The sequence below is a fragment of the Caldibacillus sp. 210928-DFI.2.18 genome (genome assembly GCF_020554505.1).
In the GTDB taxonomy this organism is placed as follows: Bacteria; Bacillota; Bacilli; order Bacillales; family Caldibacillaceae; genus Caldifermentibacillus; species Caldifermentibacillus hisashii.
The window spans coordinates 1-17,380 of sequence record NZ_JAJCHL010000009.1; the positions used below are offsets into that span (position 1 = coordinate 1).

Below are 17,380 nucleotides of genomic sequence, written 5' to 3' on the forward strand. Positions count from 1 at the left end.
TCTTAAAATTTCCAACTACGTCGAATTCGCTTCTTTGCTGGAAATTTATACTTTCCTATTAGCTAAAAAAAGAACCTTGACGTTTGCCAAGATTCTTTCTTATACATATACAATTTTTCAAGTTTTAGGCTCTGGAAACATAAGACCCGTCTGTCGTATTGATAATTAATCGATCACCAACATTAATAAAGAACGGGACTTGAACGACAAGGCCGGTTTCAAGTGTTGCCGGTTTTGAACCTCCCGAAGCCGTATCCCCTTTAATTCCGGGTTCGGTTTCCGTCACGACCAATTCTACTGTATTTGGTAATTCGACTCCAAGTGTTTCCCCTTGAAACATAATAATTTGAACTTCCATATTTTCCTTCAAAAAGTTCAATTCATATTCAATTTGTTTTGCCGGAAGCTCCACTTGTTCATAGTTTTCGGTATCCATAAATACATGGGAATCGCCACTTGCATATAAATATTGCATTCTCCGGTTATCAATCTGTGCTTTTTCCACTTTTTCCCCGGCGCGGAATGTTTTCTCCTGAATAGCACCTGTGCGCAAGTTACGTAATTTGGAACGGACAAAAGCAGCACCTTTTCCCGGTTTTACATGTTGGAAATCAAGAACGCGCCAAATTTCTCCGTCAACCTCAATGGTGAGTCCTGTTCTAAAATCGTTTACTGAAATCATTCACTTTCCTCCTGCTCATTACAAAATAATTAGTTCTTTTGTTGAATGGGTTAGGGCTTCATTCCCGTGTTCGGTAATAACTAAGTCATCCTCAATTCTTACACCGCCCAATCCCGGTACATATATCCCCGGTTCACATGTAACGACCATGCCCGGTTTAAGTAAGACTTCCGAATTTTTTGAAAGGGTTGGTCCCTCGTGGATTTCCAAGCCGATACCATGTCCGGTAGAATGACCAAAATCATCTCCGTGACCGTGTTCTGTTATGTAGTCTCTCGTGATTGCATCTGCCTCTTTTCCGGTCATTCCAGGTCGAATTTCTTCCATTCCTTTTAATTGTGCTTGGAGGACAATATCGTATATTTTTTTCAATTGTTCGCCAGGATCTCCAACGGCAACCGTCCTGGTTATATCTGATACATAACCATCATAATAGGCACCATAGTCAAGTGTTACCATATCGCCCTTTTCAATTACTTTATTGGATGCAACCCCGTGTGGAAGAGCAGAATTCAGACCGGAGGCGACGATCGTATCGAATGAAGATGAAGTTGCCCCACATTTTCTCATGAAAAATTCTAGTTCATTGGATACGTCCAATTCTGTGATCCCGGGGCGGATAAACTCAAGAATATGCTTAAAAGCGGCGTCAGCAATATCACAAGCCACCTTAATTATCTTAATCTCTTCTTCCGTCTTAATCAACCGTAATTTTTCAATGACACCACTTACCGGTACCAATGTTCCTTTAAACTCTGACACATACGCTTGGTATAATGCATAAGTGACATCATCTTCTTCAAAGCCAAGTTTGTTTATACCTTTTTCATTACATATCCGAACCACTTCTTTCGGTATTGACCCGCTATGTTGTATGATATCATATCCGACCGCTTGCCTTTTTGCTTGTTCAATATAGCGGAAATCTGTGATAAAATAAGCATCCTCTTCCGTAATCAAGACAACACCTGTCGTTCCGGTAAAATTCGCAATATAACGGCGATTATACGGACTCGTTATCAGCAAAGCTTGAATACCGAGCTGACCAAATTCGTTACGAATACGTTCCAATTTCTTCATCCATTTTCTCTCCCTATTTAGCATTAACATACTATATTTTACCATAATATACTTCTTTACTGGGAAAAGAATCGCTCAGATTCTCCCCATTTTTTACTAAGATCATTTATGTAGAATGATTTTTCCTTTTTTCCTCGACTTTTTCATTATATTCATAAGAAATCGAATATCCGACAAAAACACCGAATAATACATATAAACACAGCATTGTAATGATCGTATTTCTATCTAATTCAGTAATCGGATCTAAGTTTGGAAACAGCGGATTTAATAGGAAAAAGACAATAGCAAACAATACAATTCCATATCCGAAACTAACCCAGATGTTTTGAAATTTTTTCAATGTGAAATAATAAAGTAATGCCGCAACAATCCCTAAAACCCCGATTAACAATAAAGAGATAACCGTACCAATCCAACTTGTTTTCCAATCTCCAACTGCCCACGGTTCCAATATGGTATTCGGACGAATCTTCGTAAAGTGGAAATAATAGGCTAATAATCCGACTGCACTCCAAAATACACCGCCAAAAAAACCGGTAATGACTGAAGTTGTTTTGAGTGAGATCGGTTTTGCGTGTTGGTTTTGTTCCAATTTTGCTTTCTCCATTGTAGCACCTCCATTCATAGTATGTCCTAAGCAATTCTGTTTTTTCATAAATTAATGCCAATAATATAGAGGTTTTACCTAATTTCTTGTAGAATATAAGTAGAATAAGATAATTTCATTTTATTGCGGTGAAATGATTGGAATCCACCGTATCATGTTTGAGAAAATATAAGAAAAATATTGTATTTGGAGCATGGGTTTTTCGTTAAGGAATTTTTTAGGTGTTAACCATATAATAAATTTTGGTCATTATGTTTAAATCATATGAATTTTGCTTAAAATGCTCTTAGGAGGTGGCCCTAATGAAAGCAAATTTGGCGAAGGTTTTAACAAGTTTCATTCTTGTTCTCGGTATTTTCGGTCTGGTGGTTACGCTAATTACCCAACCGTTCCGACTGGTTCGTTTCTTATTAATCAGTGCAATTATAATCGGGATTTTCTTTCTCGTCATGAGAAATTTCGGCCTACCAAATCAATCCATGAGAAAAGAACAAAGGGCATTTATTAAAGCAGCACGACAATCGAAAAAAAGGATAAAGCGGGGGCAGAAAAAAGTCGATTCAAAAAAGAAACAGGCAGTTCGGAAAAGATATACATCAAGTACCCATTTAACGGTTATTGAAGGAAAAAAAGGGAAGAAGAAAAATCGGGCTATTCATTAAATATCCTTGATTAGATATTTAATATGCCCAATTTTTCAAAAATTTTAGTGTCTTTTCTTTGCCAATTTTTATTAAATCTTCTTTTCCTTCATTCGTTATCCCAAACTCGGTCGTTAACATCCCTTCTGTCGGAATAAAAATGATGTTTTTCTCGTGTTTCCGCGATATATATCGTGTATCATGAGCATCCTTCATTGTCGAAAATAATGCTTCAAACATTTGCAATGCATTTTTTATTTCCCTCGGTGGTTGCTCGTTTATGTTTGGACTTAATTTAATACCGAGAACGGGGCGCTCTTTCATAACATTTTCACGATCAAATAACCACATAGGAAAGTTGCTGAGAACACCGCCATCAACAATAACAATTTTACGATGATTGATTTTTAATCGTACCGGTTCAAAAAAATAAGGTAAACTGCAACTCATCCTGACGGCTTTTGCAATCGGGAAATTTTCAAACGGAATATTGTATTTGTGCAGTTCGTTGGGGAGAATAAAGATCCTGCCATTTGACAAATCCGATGCAATGATTTGCAATACGCCAGGTGGCAGGTCACCAAATGTACGAACGCCTTTTTTTTGTAAAGTTTGATCAAGCCAATTTTCCAACGCTTGTCCTTTGTACATTCCTAATCTCCAGTAAATTGGTAACCATTTAAATAGCTTATAAGGTAAAATACTTTTCGGCTCATCCAGTATTGTGCGTAATTCGAGATTGCCTAATTCATTATTCAACTCCTCACTGGTAAATCCCGCTGCAATAAATGCAGCAATAATTGCTCCGGCACTTGTACCGGCTACTCTTTTAAATTGGAAACCGTGCTCTTCTAAAGCCTGGTAAGCGCCAATATAGGCTAACCCCTTTATACCTCCTCCTGAAAACACCCCGTCAATATACAAAGGAAACCGCCTCCGTTGATTTTTTTCTAATTTTAAGAGATGATCCGTCCGCACGAGGCCACTGAAAAATGCAAAAAAATCCGTACGATTACTTACTTATCATTTTTGTGAAAAATCCTGCTATATATTGTAAAAGTGAGCTAAATTGAATTGTTTTTTTAACGTCCCATTCTGTACGGTAAGACGAAAAGGATCGTTTTCTTATGATTTTTATATATTTTAAGAGAACAAACGGCTCGGACACCCCGCGCTTTTCTTAATTACTTTATGTTTAATCAAAGGACAACGAAATTAGTACAGCAGGCAAGCTGTTTTTTTTCGGGATCATTCACATTTTTCTCACCTTTCTAGGGAATCTTTTGCTCGTAATAAAAAATAGCACGGTGAATTCTATTGAATCACCATGCTATTTTTTATGTTATTTACACTTATTTATTTACTTTTAAAAGGGTATTACAGACCGCATTTTAATTGGGCACCGCAGTTATCACAAGTATTGCAGCCGCCGATTTCTTTCACTTTCCCTTTACGGCAAACCGGGCATGTGTCGCCGATTTCCGAGCCGATTGTGACATCCGTTGAACGGAGATCTTGAATGGTTTCAACAAGAACAACTTTTGTCGGATGATGATGGTGTGCATCTTCTTTATGGCTATTTTCTTCTGCCTTTAAAGTTAATACTTGTGTATCACGGCTTCCGTCAACATACACTGTACCACCTTTGGCACCGCCTTTATATAGACGCTCATATACTTTTTGAACTTGTTCAACGCTATAGCCTTGTGGTGCATTTACCGTTTTACTGATAGACGAGTCTACCCAACGTTGGATCACACATTGAACATCTGCATGGGCTTCCGGTGCTAAATCCATTGCCGTTACAAACCAATGTGGCAAGTTGTCTGGAGAAACTTCCGGATGTTTATCCAAATATTCTTGAACAATCTCTGCCTTCACTTCCATGAATTTACCGAGTCGTCCGCTGCGGTAATAAGTAAAGGAGAAGTAAGGCTCAAGGCCTGTGGAAACTCCAACCATTGTCCCAGTAGATCCAGTTGGAGCAACAGTTAGCAAGTGGGAGTTACGAATTCCGCTTTCTAAAATGGATTCTCTAATATCTTCAGGCATTTTTTTCATAAAACCTGTTTCAATAAAGGCTTTCCGCAGACGGTTTGTTTCTTCTTCCGTTTCACCGACAAGGAACGGGAAGCTCCCTTTTTCTTTCGCTAACTCAATGGAAGCCCTGTAAGCTGTTGTCGCAATTGTTTCAAAAACTTTATCGACAAGTTCATTTCCTTCTTGGGATCCATATTCTTTTTCACAGTAAATTAGTAAGTCGGCTAGACCCATTACACCAAGTCCTACTCGGCGTTCACCAAGTGCTTGTTTTTTGTTTTCTTCCAAAAAGTAAGGAGTCGCATTGATAACATTATCTTGCATTCTTACACCGGTTCTGACCGTTTGTTTTAATTTTTCAAAGTCAACTTGTTTTGTTTCTTTATTGACCATGTTTGCTAAATTTACTGCAGCTAAATTACAAACAGAATATGGTGCGAGAGGCTGTTCGCCGCACGGATTGGTCGCTACAACCTTTTGCCCGTAAGCTTTGGCGTTTGTCATGTCATTGGCGTTATCAATGAAGAAAATGCCCGGTTCTGCCGAATAGGTTGCACAAATATTAATTAAGTTCCATAGTTCTTTTGCTTTGATCTTCCGATACGTACGGACACGATAGCCCATCTTTTCCCATTCGCGAACATCGCCGACTTCATGCCATTTTTCGTTGTATTCTTTCATTTCTTCCGGATTGTATTTTTCAACATCCGGGAAGCGTAATTCATATTCACCGTCATTTTCAACAGCTTTCATAAACTCTTTTGTTAAACAAACGGAAATATTCGCCCCGGTTAAAAATTCCGGATTATTCACATCATAGGTTCCGCCGTCACGTAATTTTTCTTCGGCTTCCTTAATCACTTCTTCTGTAAAACCACCAAAACCCGGAATATTTTTATAACGGACAATTCCTTCATACATGATCCGTTCATTTTCTTTTAACGGAATAAATTTCAATTTTTCTTTAGCAAGCTTTTTAATTTGCTCGTCTTCGGTATTTTCAATTAAGAATCGTAAAATTCTTGGGTTTTGCATTTTGGAAATAATAAATTCAATAATATCCGGATGCCAATCACTAAGCATAATCATTTGTGCTAATTATGTTACGTTGATTCGCTACATCAACTCTCTATGTCACCATAGAGTTCAGACCATATCTTGTATCTAATAGATACCCTCGCGCTTCGGAATCGCTTGATCCCTACTCTACTCGATTCAGCAAAAATTGCTGTCTTTCGATGGTCGTTGAACCTTCTCCATGTTACGGAGCTTGGCTGCTGATTGTCTTTTTTCACTTCTGATTTTTAAACCTTCACGTTTACTGTTTCCAGTTACGTTGTGGTTCAGAAGCTACATGAGATGATATAATTTGATGAACATAACCAAGGTTATTGTTAATTTCATCTTCCCAAAAGCGAAGAATTGTATAACCGTTATTTTTTGCTATGCGGTTTTTTTCTTTATCAATTTCTATTCTTTTAATTTGCCAACCCTTTGGTTTAGGATAAAATTTAGGATTCACATGCCAATAATCTCCATCGCACTCAATTAAAATATTGTAATCAATTAGCAAAAAATCAAATTGGTGTTTTTGGAGTATAAAGGAATACTTATATTTCAGGTTCATTTCTTGTAATAATTCTTCCACTTTGCTTTCAATAGATGTTTTTCTAAAAACACCATTTTCAAATTGAATCAAAGCAGCCTTCCTAATTTTTTCAATCGTTTCTTCTGTATAAATCCCTGTCTTACCACTATTCCATGAAGGAGTTTTGTTTTTTCTTCTAGTAGCGGCTGTTTTAGATATTATCTTTTCAAATCGTTCTCTCTTTTCCTTTTCGGACATGTTTGCATGCCATTCTGTAACCTTTTTAGATTTTAGATTAAGACTGCATTCTTTGCTGCATGTTTTAACTCTTAAATCTTCATTTGAAAACAAATTATTACATACGAGACATTTCCTATTACGATTTTTTTTAGTATACCTACATGAATAATTACTGCAATATTTCATTGGCTTCCATCTATTTTTATTATGATTTGTATCTATTTCTACTAAATTTCCGCAACCTTCTCTTTGGCAAATTAAATTTTCTTTTTTGTAAAAAAAATTTTTTAGATATGTTGGCAAATCTATTTGGTGTAAGGTCACTAGATGTTTGGTAAATTGACCAGCTTTATTGTTGTTCATTTCTATGCCGCATATTATACATTTTTGCTTTTCCCTTGGACTATAAGTTCTCATACTAATCACCTCAATAAAGAGTTCCCAGCAATTCACGAGGTTTTTTTATAGACGAGGCACACGTTATGCTATTTTACCACGTCTCGACCCACCTTGCTCTACTAAGTGAGTCAATTTCGCTATGTCATCTAACCATGAAACCGAACCGCTTGATTTACCGTTTACACCTCTTGCCAACGTGTTTCGTGGTCTTAAAGTTGAACCGTTTGTACCGACTCCACCACCGCGACTCATGATTTCCATTACTTTCTTACGGTGCTCAGAAATTCCTTCCCGTGAGTCCTGAACAAAAGGCATCACGTAACAATTAAAATAGGTTACTTCCTTACCTGAACCTGCCCCGTAAAGCACGCGACCTGCCGGGATAAAGTTCAATTGGACAAGTTCTTGATAGAATTTTTCTGTCCACTCCTGAATTTTTTCTTCAGACTCTTCTACTTCTGCAAGGCCAGTTGCATTCCGTTTGGCAATTTGCTCATAGAAAATTTCTAATGGTTTTTCAATGACATCAAGGGAGCGAACGATTATCCCTGACTCTCTTTCTTCTTGTTGCTCAAGGACACCGCGATATTCTTCTTCCACAAGGACGGATGCTTTCTTTAATTCCCAATCAATATTGACTATGTAACCTAATCCTCTCGCCGGGAATTTCGGATCCTCTTTTACCGTCAATACAACAAAATCGCCTTCAGATAAAGTCAGTTTTTCCGTGTCTTTAAATGAATAACGGTCAATCATAACGAGCCTGGATACACCTTTAAAAGTGATCTTCATATCCTCGGTTATCGGATGAACTTGTGGAAAAAGTCGAATCGCATCATTCAACTTTTTAATATTCAGTTTTGGTGTTTCTTTAAATGCAACAGCCATACATCCATCTCCTTTATATCTAAATCATATCTGCTGATAAATTTAGTTATTGTTTATATCTTTACATTAACATAGAACACCTACAAATTCAATATATAGTGGTATAAAAATTTTCTAACAACTATATATTGTGTTTGTAAGCATAAATATCTATTTTTGTCAATACCTCCTTTTAAAAAAAGTGACTAATTGCCTACTTTGTCGATATTTTTTATGTTTCAACAAAAGTACATTCTATCAAAGGAGAATGGAAAAATAAATACTCTTTTGTTGAATGAGGGGTCAATTATTAAAACCGGGGATGCTGCTTTAAAGATTTTTTTTGAAAACATACATGGTACGTAGATGATCACTCTTTTTGTTTAACCTTTCATTTTTACTTTGCGTTCACGGCAATTCATTTATATAATATAAATTAGTGCACAAAGTTTGAGTAAGTGAAAGGGGAACCATCATGAGTTATAGTAATATTATTTTGATCATTATTTTATTTGCACTACTCAGCTATTCGCTATTCAATTATTTTCAGCGGAAAAGAATTATAAAAGTCTTAACCCAAGAAGAGTTTATCAAAGGATATCGAAAAGCCCAATTAATTGATGTACGTGAAGCCAATGAATTTGAATCCGGTCACATTTTAGGTGCAAGAAATATCCCGTTAACACAATTGAAAATGCGGATGAAAGAAATCCGTCCAGATAAACCAGTCTATTTATATTGCCAAAGGTCGAGCCGCAGTGGCAGGGCTGCTCAAATGCTTTACAAAAAAGGTTATAAACAACTCTATCAATTAAAAGGCGGATTTAAGAAGTGGACAGGCAGGATTAAGGTTGGAAAATAGACACATGCAATCGGACAAGTTTTTTGTCTGGTTTTTTTCGTAATGATATTCCATAGTCAAGTTGGTAGATCAATATAGCCATTCATTCCATACTAGAAAGTTATACATGAACGAAAAATAGTCCTGATACATGTTTAAAACAGAAAGTGTATCAGGACGGTTATCATGTTATCAATTGAAGACTACGACAAAATCACCCTTAAACCTTTACATATCATAAAGCCACAGCATTGATGTCGCAGAATTCAATGATCTACAATTTTTTAATCTTTATTCTTTCACATATTTTAAAATCGGTTTTCTTGCCGCTTTTGTTTCGTCAAGCCTTCCTACAACCGTTGTATGCGGAGCCTCTTGGACAATTTCCGGATTTTCTTCCGCTTCCTTGGCGATTTGAATCATTGTCTCGATAAAGGCGTCCAACGTTTCCTTCGATTCCGTTTCAGTCGGTTCAATCATCATACTCTCTTCCACATTCAACGGGAAATAGATGGTCGGGGGGTGAAAACCGAAATCAAGTAACCTCTTCGCAATATCGAGTGTACGAACACCTAATTTTTTCTGCCGTCTGCCGCTAATGACAAATTCATGCTTGCAATGGCGATCATACGGTAAATCATAATACGGGGCTAACGACCGCATCATATAATTCGCATTGATCACTGCATTTTCCGTCACTTGCCTTAATCCATCCGGGCCCATCGTTCGAATATATGTGTAAGCCCGGACATTAATTCCGAAATTGCCGTAAAATGGTTTTATCCGGCCGATAGATTGCGGACGGTCATAATCAAAGCAAAATTCATTATTCTTCTTCACCAGTACCGGTTTCGGTAAAAACGGAATTAACTCTTTTTTCACACCGACAGGACCACTCCCCGGGCCACCGCCGCCATGAGGACCGGTAAATGTTTTATGAAGATTCAAATGCACGACATCGAAGCCCATATCTCCGGGACGTGCTTTCCCCATGATTGCATTTAAATTTGCCCCATCATAGTACAATTTCCCGCCGACTGCATGGACAATCTCTGCCATTTCCTCAATATTTTCTTCAAACAGACCCAGTGTATTCGGGTTTGTCAACATGAGCGCCGCCGTATCCGAACCAACAACACGCTTCAAATCGTCGATATCGACAAGACCAAACTCATTGGACTTAACTGTAATTGTTTCAAATCCGGCGACTGTGGCCGAAGCCGGATTCGTTCCGTGAGCAGAATCCGGGATAATTACTTTTGTTTTATGAAAATCACCGTTTGCCTCATGGTATGCACGAATGAGCATTAACCCTGTCCATTCGCCATGAGCTCCTGCAGCCGGTTGTAATGTCACTTCATCCATACCGGTTATTTCTTTCAAATGTCCCATTAAATCATACATAAGTTCAAGAGCGCCTTGGACTGAACTTTCATCTTGAAGCGGATGTATATGAGCAAATCCGGGAAGTCTTGCCACATCCTCATTGATTTTTGGATTATACTTCATCGTACATGAACCAAGCGGATAAAAACCGGAATCGACCCCGTGGTTTCTTTTTGAAAGAGCGGTATAATGACGGATAATGTCAAGTTCCGAAACCTCAGGAAGTTCAGGTTCTTCCGTTCGAATATAATCTTCCGGCAGCAAACGATCAATATCCGTTTCTGGAACATCTATTTCCGGTAATGAATAACCAATTCTTCCCGGCTTACTAATTTCAAAAATTAACGGAAAATTGTCCTTAACCATGATGATACGCCCTCACTTTCTCAACGAATGTGTCAATTTCCTCTTTCGTGCGAATTTCGGTAACACAAACAAGCATCTGACCGGCATATTTAGGATCCACTTTTCCTAAATCATACCCGCCAATTACTCCGCTTTGTAATAAATAAGACGTGAGCCCTTCTACCGGTTTATCAAGTTTAACAACAAATTCATTGAAGGACGGACCATCATAGACAATCTCAAAACCATTTTGTTTAAACACATTTTTAGCATAATTTGCTTTTTGTATATTACCTATTGCCATTTCCCGAATACCCTTTTTTCCCAGTGCCGTCATCGTCACACTTGCAGCCAATGCGTTTAACGCTTGGTTAGAACAAATATTGGAGGTCGCCTTTTCTCTACGGATATGTTGCTCCCGTGCCTGCAGTGTTAAAACAAAGCCGCGGTTGCCATTTTCATCGGTTGTTTGCCCGACTAATCGGCCGGGGATTTTCCGCATGAACTTTTTCGATACAGCAAAGAATCCACAATGAGGACCACCAAAAGTCTGGGGTATCCCAAAAGGTTGGGCATCACCGGTTACGATATCGGCTCCAAATTTTCCGGGCGGTGTCAAAATTCCGAGAGCAACCGGATTTGCGGAGACAATAAATAATGAATGATTTCCATGCACAACCGGTTCAATTTCACGTAAGCTCTCGATGCGGCCAAAAAAGTTTGGATATTGCACAAGAACACATGCGACATCATCGGTTAACTGATTTTTTAATGACTCTATATCGGTAACTCCATTGTTTAACGGTACTTCCTCTACTTGTAATTTTTGCCCTTTTGCATAGGTTTTTACTACCTCTTTATATTCCGGGTGGATCGCTTCCGATATGAGAATCGTTCTCCTTTTTGTTTGTCCGGTTGCAAGCATGGCCGCTTCCGCCAGAGCCGTACCGCCATCATACATGGAAGAATTGGCCACATCCATGCCGGTCAATTCACAAATCATTGTTTGAAACTCAAAAATTGCCTGAAGCTCACCTTGGGAAATTTCCGGTTGATACGGCGTATAAGCAGTGTAAAATTCTGAGCGTGAAATGACATGATCGACGATGGACGGAATATAATGATCATATACACCCGCTCCCAAAAAACTTGTGAAATTTTTTACATTTACATTTTTGGCAGCCAAATCAGATAATTCTTTATAAAGTGCTGGTTCGGATTTTGCTTCTTTTAAACGTAAGCGACCCTGATACCGTACGTTTTCCGGTATATCTGAAAAAAGCTCGTCTACCGTTTCTACCCCAATTTTTGCAAGCATGTCCGCTTTATCTTGTTCTGTCATCGGTAAATATCGAAAAGCCATGAAAAATCCCCCTCTCTTATGCTTCAATCATGATTGACCAATCTTTTTTTTTTTATAAAAAGGTGTCGGAATCACTTTCCCTAATATTTGTTTATTACGTATTTCCACAAATAGCTCCGTATCTATATCCGCTTTATTGCTTTTGACAAGGGCAAGACCGATATTTTTCTTTAGTGTGGGAGATTGTGTACCGGTTGTAATTACCCCAATTTCTTCTCCATCTTGAAAGACTTTATAGCCGGTTCTCGGAATCCCTCTGTCAATCATTTCTATCCCGATTAATTTCCTAGTGGCACCATTTTCTATTTGTTTTTTTAGTACTGCCTTCCCGATAAAATCTTCTTTCTTCTCCGTCTTTACGGCAAACGTTAATCCCGCTTCAACCGGTGAAATGGTGGAAGATAACTCTTGCCCGTACAATGGCAGGCAAGCTTCAAAACGCAATGTGTCCCTGGCTCCCAGGCCGCATGGTAAAACTCCTTCATTTTTTCCGGCTGCCAAAATCTCCTGCCATAACCGCCGGGCATCGGACGGGTGACAATAAATCTCAAAACCATCCTCTCCCGTATATCCGGTTCTGGATACGAGTGCTGTTGCCCCGTTTATTTTTATGTATTGTTTAAACCCAAAAACAGGAATAGTGGAAAGATCGTCATTGCTAAGTTTCTGCAGCACATTTTCAGCTAAAGGACCTTGTAAAGCCAACTGTGCATAATTGGCAGAAACATTTGTCACGTTTACTCGTCCCGTTCTGTGCGTCGATAACCATTGAAAATCTTTTTCCGTATTTGCTGCATTTACAACTAATAGATAAGAGTCATCATGAAACTGATAAACTAATAAATCATCTACTGTTCCCCCGGCTTCATTGCATAAGAACGTATACTGGGCTTTACCCGGTTTCAATTTAGCAAGATCATTCGTCAGCATCGTTTGTAAAAAGGAAAACGCATCCGGTCCTTTGACTTCAATCTCACCCATATGTGAAACATCGAACAGTCCTGCACGCATCCGGACCGCCTCATGTTCGGCTTTAATACTCGAAAACTGCACAGGTAAAGCCCAACCGCCAAAGTCAATCAACTTTGCCCCCATTTGTCGGTACATATCATACAGTGGTGTCCGCTTCAGCTCTTCCATCCAGCTCCCTCCTTTTGTTGTACATGGATTGACATCCCAAATTTTTCATAATTTTCGCCAACAGGGATATACTACACTTACAATCCGTTACTAAATTTCTTTAACAAAATTCCAACTTCATCGTATCATTGTTTTTTACATTTTTCCACCATTTCATCGTCGGAAAAGGAGTGTTTTTATGGATGTTGAAGTACATTTTGACTCTACATGGCAAGAAGGATTTTTCATGAAACTCAAAGACGATGGACCATGGGCGAATTGGCACTTATATAACTTGGCATTAGAAGCTGAGAAGCATTTACTGATTCCCGACTTTTACGGTTTGATGGCCCCTAAATTTTTACCGGAGTTAAAACCGTTACCTCACCAAATTGAGGCTGCCAGTCAAGTCATCGAGCAAATGAACGGAAAAGCAATCTTGGCAGACGAGGTTGGTCTCGGAAAAACAATTGAAGCCGGGTTAATTTTAAAAGAATATATGATTCGCGGTTTGGCTAAAAAAATCTTAATTCTTGTACCTGCTTCCCTTGTCTCGCAATGGGTATTCGAATTAAACAGCAAATTCCATATTCCCGCAATCGCTTATCGAAAAAATTACAGTTGGGAAACGGTGGACGTCATGGTCTCCTCCCTTGATACGGCCAAAAAAAGTCCTCATCGAGAAAAGATATTAGAACAAAACTATGATTTTGTCATTATCGACGAAGCCCATAAACTGAAAAACCATAAAACAAAAAACTATGAGTTTGTCCAAGGTTTAAAAAAGAAGTTTTGTTTACTTTTGACCGCCACCCCGATCCAAAATAAAATCGAGGAAATCTTTAATCTTGTTTCATTATTGAAGCCCGGACATTTAGGAACATATGATGACTTTTTAGAAACCTATAAAAATAACAAAGATAAATATAGCGACGAACAATTGAAAAAATTGATTAATAAAGTAATGATTCGAAACAGGAGACAAGATACAAAAATCGAGTGGACAAAACGGCATGTCAAAACGATATTAATCGATTTTACAGAAGAAGAACGGGAATTATATGATCATATCACAAGTCAACGAAATCAATTTGACAGTCTGTTGGCCAATGCCTTTTCCATTTTGACTCTCCAACGGGAAGCATGCAGCAGTAAAGAAGCTGTTTTTACCACGGTAAAAAATATGATAGAAAAAAACGAGGACCCCGTCGCTTCTTTCAAACAATTTATTCAGTCAATAATGGAAAAAATCCAGAAAATCCAAGTGAATTCAAAAGCAGAAAAAGCGTTGGAGTTAATTCATTCTATTAACGACAAAGTGATTATCTTCACTGAATATCGGGCAACACAACTATATCTTCAGTGGTTTTTAAAACAGCACGGGATCTCATCCGTTCCGTTTCGCGGCGGTTTTAAGCGGGGGAAAAAAGACTGGATGAAGGAATTGTTTCAAAACCATGCGCAAGTATTTATTGCAACGGAAGCCGGTGGAGAAGGAATCAATCTTCAGTTTTGCAACCATATCATTAATTTTGATTTACCTTGGAATCCGATGCGCCTTGAACAGAGAATTGGACGGGTACACAGACTCGGGCAGGAAAAGGATGTCATGGTTTATAATTTTGCTACAAAGGGAACCGTTGAAGAACATATTTTGAAATTGTTATATGAGAAGATTCATCTGTTTGAACGCGTCATTGGTGAATTGGATGAAATTTTGACCAAGCTTGATTTCGGTCGCCTAGAGGATCACCTGGTTGATATTTTTGGTCAGTCGGAATCAGAAGGAGAGATGAAAATTAAAATGGACAATTTAACCGCCATGATCGAGTTTGCCGAGAAGTTTAAGGAGGATGAATATCATGAAGCAGCAGGAAATTCATTCTTATCTTAAACAATTTTTCTCGACAACCAATTGTCAAATCGAATCGCTCGATCATACCCACTTAACCGTTCAATTGACGGTTGATATGGATAAATTACTGATGAATCGCCCTTTTTATTGGCATTATATTGAAAAAACAGGAGGAACACCGAATCCGCAAAAACTTACTTTTATAACCGACTTTCACAGAGCAAAAGATTTGAAAGGAGAACTCATTCATTTCGGTTCACCTCGTTTGCATCAAATCTTTCATGTTTCGAAACAAATGGGCAGTTATATTCGTTTATTTGAAAATAGACCGGGAACTGAAAAAAATCATACCGCATTGGTACCTTGGTTTTGTTTAAATTTGAAAATCAGTTATCTTTGTGATCGGAGGAAAGATATGTTGCGTTCGATCGGAATGAATTTAATAAATGGGACGCTGCTGGAAGGCTTTCATGATGAACTGGTTGAGAAGGAAATTTCCTTGGCTACAAAAATTCCGGACTTTGCTTTTACCTTCACCCCAATGTTTAAACCGGAAAGCGGAATAAGGCGAATCAGACAATATATTGAAAAGGACATAATGAAAGATGATCATTCTTGGGCAACCAGTGCGAGGAAACGCTGGCAAGCAGATGAATCGTTATTAGATTCCTTTTACGTTGACATAGAGGAAAAGCCGGAAAGGTATTATATTGAAAAAGAAGCATTAAAAAATCAGTATGAACCGAAAATTGAAATTTCGATCATCAATGGCGGATTATTTTATTTAACTAAGTCATGCTTGCTGGCTTAATAAGAAAAGTGCAGTAAACCCGTTTAACGAAGCTTGCTAGTTGCGAGCCCCTTGAAACTAGACAATAAACTTTCATTAGCAGGAAGTTTCTTCATCATGTATAAAAAGAGAAAGGCTTCATGAAATGGGGGCTAAAAAAGCAATCCCACATTCATGAAGCCTTTTCATAAATGTCTTTTAAGCCTCAGGAAACCCGTCAAATATGAGGGTCATCAATGTAAAAAAGCCAAAAACAAGAACAGTTGCCACAGAAAAAAACAATCCTAAATAATTTTTGCTTTTAAACGAGGAAAAAACAGCAAAAATAGCAAGTAATGTAACCAAACCTGTAATAATTACTGTACCCATATAAATCCTCCTGTTTGGAAATATTTAATTGATCAGCCGATTGATATGCATATAAAGATTACCTGAGCAGTTAATGGCCTGTACCTGGAACAAAATGGAAGGTGGTATAGTATGTAAAACCGACAAAAAATATGGTTAAATACGCACCAAATATATACATATACATCCTTTCAGATAATCGCAAATACCCCAATAACAGGAAAAAACCGGTTTGTGCTAAAAATAATAATGCCAAAACATTCATGCCCCCGACATAAAACATGACCGTGAAAATGCCGGTCCAAAATGATAATACCCGATACATACGATCCATCCAGATCCCTCCCCTTGTGTTTCAATTTATTTTATCATGGAATGACATGAAAAATAAAACTTCTATCGAGATATTGATAGAAGTTTCAATTTATTTCTATTATAATAATAGTAATTACGGTTGTAAACACTTTCAGCATTAATTTGGAATATTTATCCGATATGCACAAGCATCGCAACCTTCGAACATATTTTGTGTAGCCACAAGTTCGAAGTCATCAAATAAAGATTCAAGAAGTCCCTTGATAAACGCAATATGCATATTACATGTCGTTGATTTATGTTCTTTTGCTATTTCACGGAATGGGCAATTAAACACTTGTAAATGAAGTTTTTTCTGGCCCTCTTGAATATATAAATCCGGATAAAAACCTAACATCGTACATGTGGATTTAAATATTTCCACCTTTTGGTCAAACGTTAACTGATCACTGGTTAATCCATATTTCGTAATTTGGTTTTCCATTAACTCGTAACCAAAACGTCTGCCGGTTTCATAAAGGGCCGGTTCAGCAATTTCTCCAAGTTGGACCATTGATTCAATGGCAATTTTTGCAAGTAAGTGATAATCTCGGAAAGGGAAATTCAGTTCAATCACATCATCGGATAATTGATAAATCCGGCTTGGTCTGCCGCCTTTTCCTGTTTTTCTGTTTTCAGATTTCAGCATGTTTACATCTTCTAATTTGGACAAGTGTAATCTTGCTACGTTCGGATGGATACTAAATTTGTCAGCAATTTCTTGAACGGTTACATTTTTATGATTTTTCGTGATGTACTCATAAATTGAATACCTTGTGGGGTCCGATAAAACATTTGTAATTTTCAATGTTTGTTGCAAAGTTATCACCTC

Annotated in this window: 15 protein-coding genes and 2 pseudogenes; 4 read left to right on the plus strand and 13 right to left on the minus strand. The window is 37.9% G+C overall.

Annotation, left to right across the window (positions count from 1 at the left end):
* Positions 1–124: 124 nt before the first annotated feature.
* The 3 genes from efp to LIZ98_RS03635 form a co-directional block, all read right to left on the minus strand.
* Entirely contained in the window at positions 125–682 is a 558-nt protein-coding gene (efp, locus tag LIZ98_RS03625; RefSeq protein WP_034770965.1) for an elongation factor P, read from the minus strand.
* 18 nt (positions 683–700) lie between these two features.
* Entirely contained in the window at positions 701–1,762 is a 1,062-nt protein-coding gene (locus tag LIZ98_RS03630; RefSeq protein WP_227138782.1) for a M24 family metallopeptidase, read from the minus strand.
* A 106-nt stretch (positions 1,763–1,868) separates the two neighbouring features.
* A complete protein-coding gene (locus tag LIZ98_RS03635; protein ID WP_227138783.1) occupies positions 1,869–2,372 on the minus strand; it encodes a YqhR family membrane protein in 504 nt (167 codons plus the stop codon).
* Between the two features lie 302 nt (positions 2,373–2,674).
* Here LIZ98_RS03635 and LIZ98_RS03640 point away from each other — a divergent pair, with 302 nt between their 5' ends.
* A complete protein-coding gene (locus tag LIZ98_RS03640; RefSeq protein ID WP_216408297.1) occupies positions 2,675–3,034 on the plus strand; it encodes an SA1362 family protein in 360 nt (119 codons plus the stop codon).
* Positions 3,035–3,052: 18 nt separating this feature from the next.
* Here the strand turns inward: LIZ98_RS03640 and LIZ98_RS03645 are convergent, their stop codons facing one another.
* The 4 genes and pseudogenes from LIZ98_RS03645 to LIZ98_RS03660 form a co-directional block, all read right to left on the minus strand.
* Positions 3,053–3,937, minus strand: coding sequence for a patatin-like phospholipase family protein (locus LIZ98_RS03645; protein WP_108899123.1), 885 nt, complete (start codon positions 3,935–3,937; stop codon positions 3,053–3,055).
* Positions 3,938–4,390: 453 nt separating this feature from the next.
* Positions 4,391–6,148, minus strand: a pseudogene (locus LIZ98_RS03650) (vitamin B12-dependent ribonucleotide reductase); the annotation flags it as partial.
* A gap of 223 nt (positions 6,149–6,371) precedes the next feature.
* Complete coding sequence (locus LIZ98_RS03655; RefSeq protein WP_227138784.1) at positions 6,372–7,298, minus strand: DUF559 domain-containing protein; 927 nt, start codon at positions 7,296–7,298, stop codon at positions 6,372–6,374.
* Positions 7,299–7,373: 75 nt separating this feature from the next.
* Positions 7,374–8,168, minus strand: a pseudogene (locus LIZ98_RS03660) (ribonucleotide reductase N-terminal alpha domain-containing protein); the annotation flags it as partial.
* Positions 8,169–8,622: 454 nt separating this feature from the next.
* Here LIZ98_RS03660 and LIZ98_RS03665 point away from each other — a divergent pair.
* Positions 8,623–9,009, plus strand: a complete 387-nt coding sequence (locus LIZ98_RS03665) for a rhodanese-like domain-containing protein (RefSeq protein ID WP_227138785.1) — start codon at positions 8,623–8,625, stop codon at positions 9,007–9,009.
* Between the two features lie 270 nt (positions 9,010–9,279).
* Here LIZ98_RS03665 and gcvPB read toward each other — a convergent pair whose 3' ends face one another.
* From gcvPB to gcvT, 3 genes are read right to left on the minus strand one after another with little or no spacing between them, the layout of a single operon-like run.
* Positions 9,280–10,740, minus strand: coding sequence for an aminomethyl-transferring glycine dehydrogenase subunit GcvPB (gene gcvPB, locus LIZ98_RS03670; protein ID WP_227138786.1), 1,461 nt, complete (start codon positions 10,738–10,740; stop codon positions 9,280–9,282).
* The gene (gene gcvPA, locus LIZ98_RS03675) at positions 10,733–12,082 is read right to left on the minus strand and encodes an aminomethyl-transferring glycine dehydrogenase subunit GcvPA (RefSeq protein ID WP_227138787.1); all 1,350 of its coding nucleotides are present in this window, start codon (positions 12,080–12,082) and stop codon (positions 10,733–10,735) included. The genes gcvPB and gcvPA overlap by 8 nt, the downstream gene beginning before the upstream one ends.
* 27 nt (positions 12,083–12,109) lie before the next feature.
* Positions 12,110–13,222, minus strand: coding sequence for a glycine cleavage system aminomethyltransferase GcvT (gene gcvT / locus LIZ98_RS03680; RefSeq protein ID WP_227138788.1), 1,113 nt, complete (start codon positions 13,220–13,222; stop codon positions 12,110–12,112).
* Between the two features lie 178 nt (positions 13,223–13,400).
* Here gcvT and LIZ98_RS03685 point away from each other — a divergent pair, with 178 nt between their 5' ends.
* On the plus strand, positions 13,401–15,095 hold the full coding sequence (locus tag LIZ98_RS03685) for a DEAD/DEAH box helicase (protein WP_041846288.1): 1,695 nt from the start codon (positions 13,401–13,403) through the stop codon (positions 15,093–15,095).
* The gene (locus LIZ98_RS03690) at positions 15,064–15,867 is read left to right on the plus strand and encodes a YqhG family protein (RefSeq protein ID WP_108898278.1); all 804 of its coding nucleotides are present in this window, start codon (positions 15,064–15,066) and stop codon (positions 15,865–15,867) included. The genes LIZ98_RS03685 and LIZ98_RS03690 overlap by 32 nt, the downstream gene beginning before the upstream one ends.
* A 177-nt stretch (positions 15,868–16,044) precedes the next feature.
* Here the strand turns inward: LIZ98_RS03690 and LIZ98_RS03695 are convergent, their stop codons facing one another.
* The 3 genes from LIZ98_RS03695 to LIZ98_RS03705 form a co-directional block, all read right to left on the minus strand.
* Complete coding sequence (locus LIZ98_RS03695; protein ID WP_034770998.1) at positions 16,045–16,215, minus strand: DUF2759 domain-containing protein; 171 nt, start codon at positions 16,213–16,215, stop codon at positions 16,045–16,047.
* Between the two features lie 70 nt (positions 16,216–16,285).
* Positions 16,286–16,528: a DUF2626 domain-containing protein gene (locus LIZ98_RS03700; RefSeq protein WP_034771001.1), complete on the minus strand. Its 243-nt coding sequence runs from the start codon at positions 16,526–16,528 to the stop codon at positions 16,286–16,288.
* Positions 16,529–16,666: 138 nt separating this feature from the next.
* Positions 16,667–17,368, minus strand: coding sequence for a helix-turn-helix transcriptional regulator (locus tag LIZ98_RS03705; protein WP_034771004.1), 702 nt, complete (start codon positions 17,366–17,368; stop codon positions 16,667–16,669).
* Between the last annotated feature and the right edge of the window lie 12 nt (positions 17,369–17,380).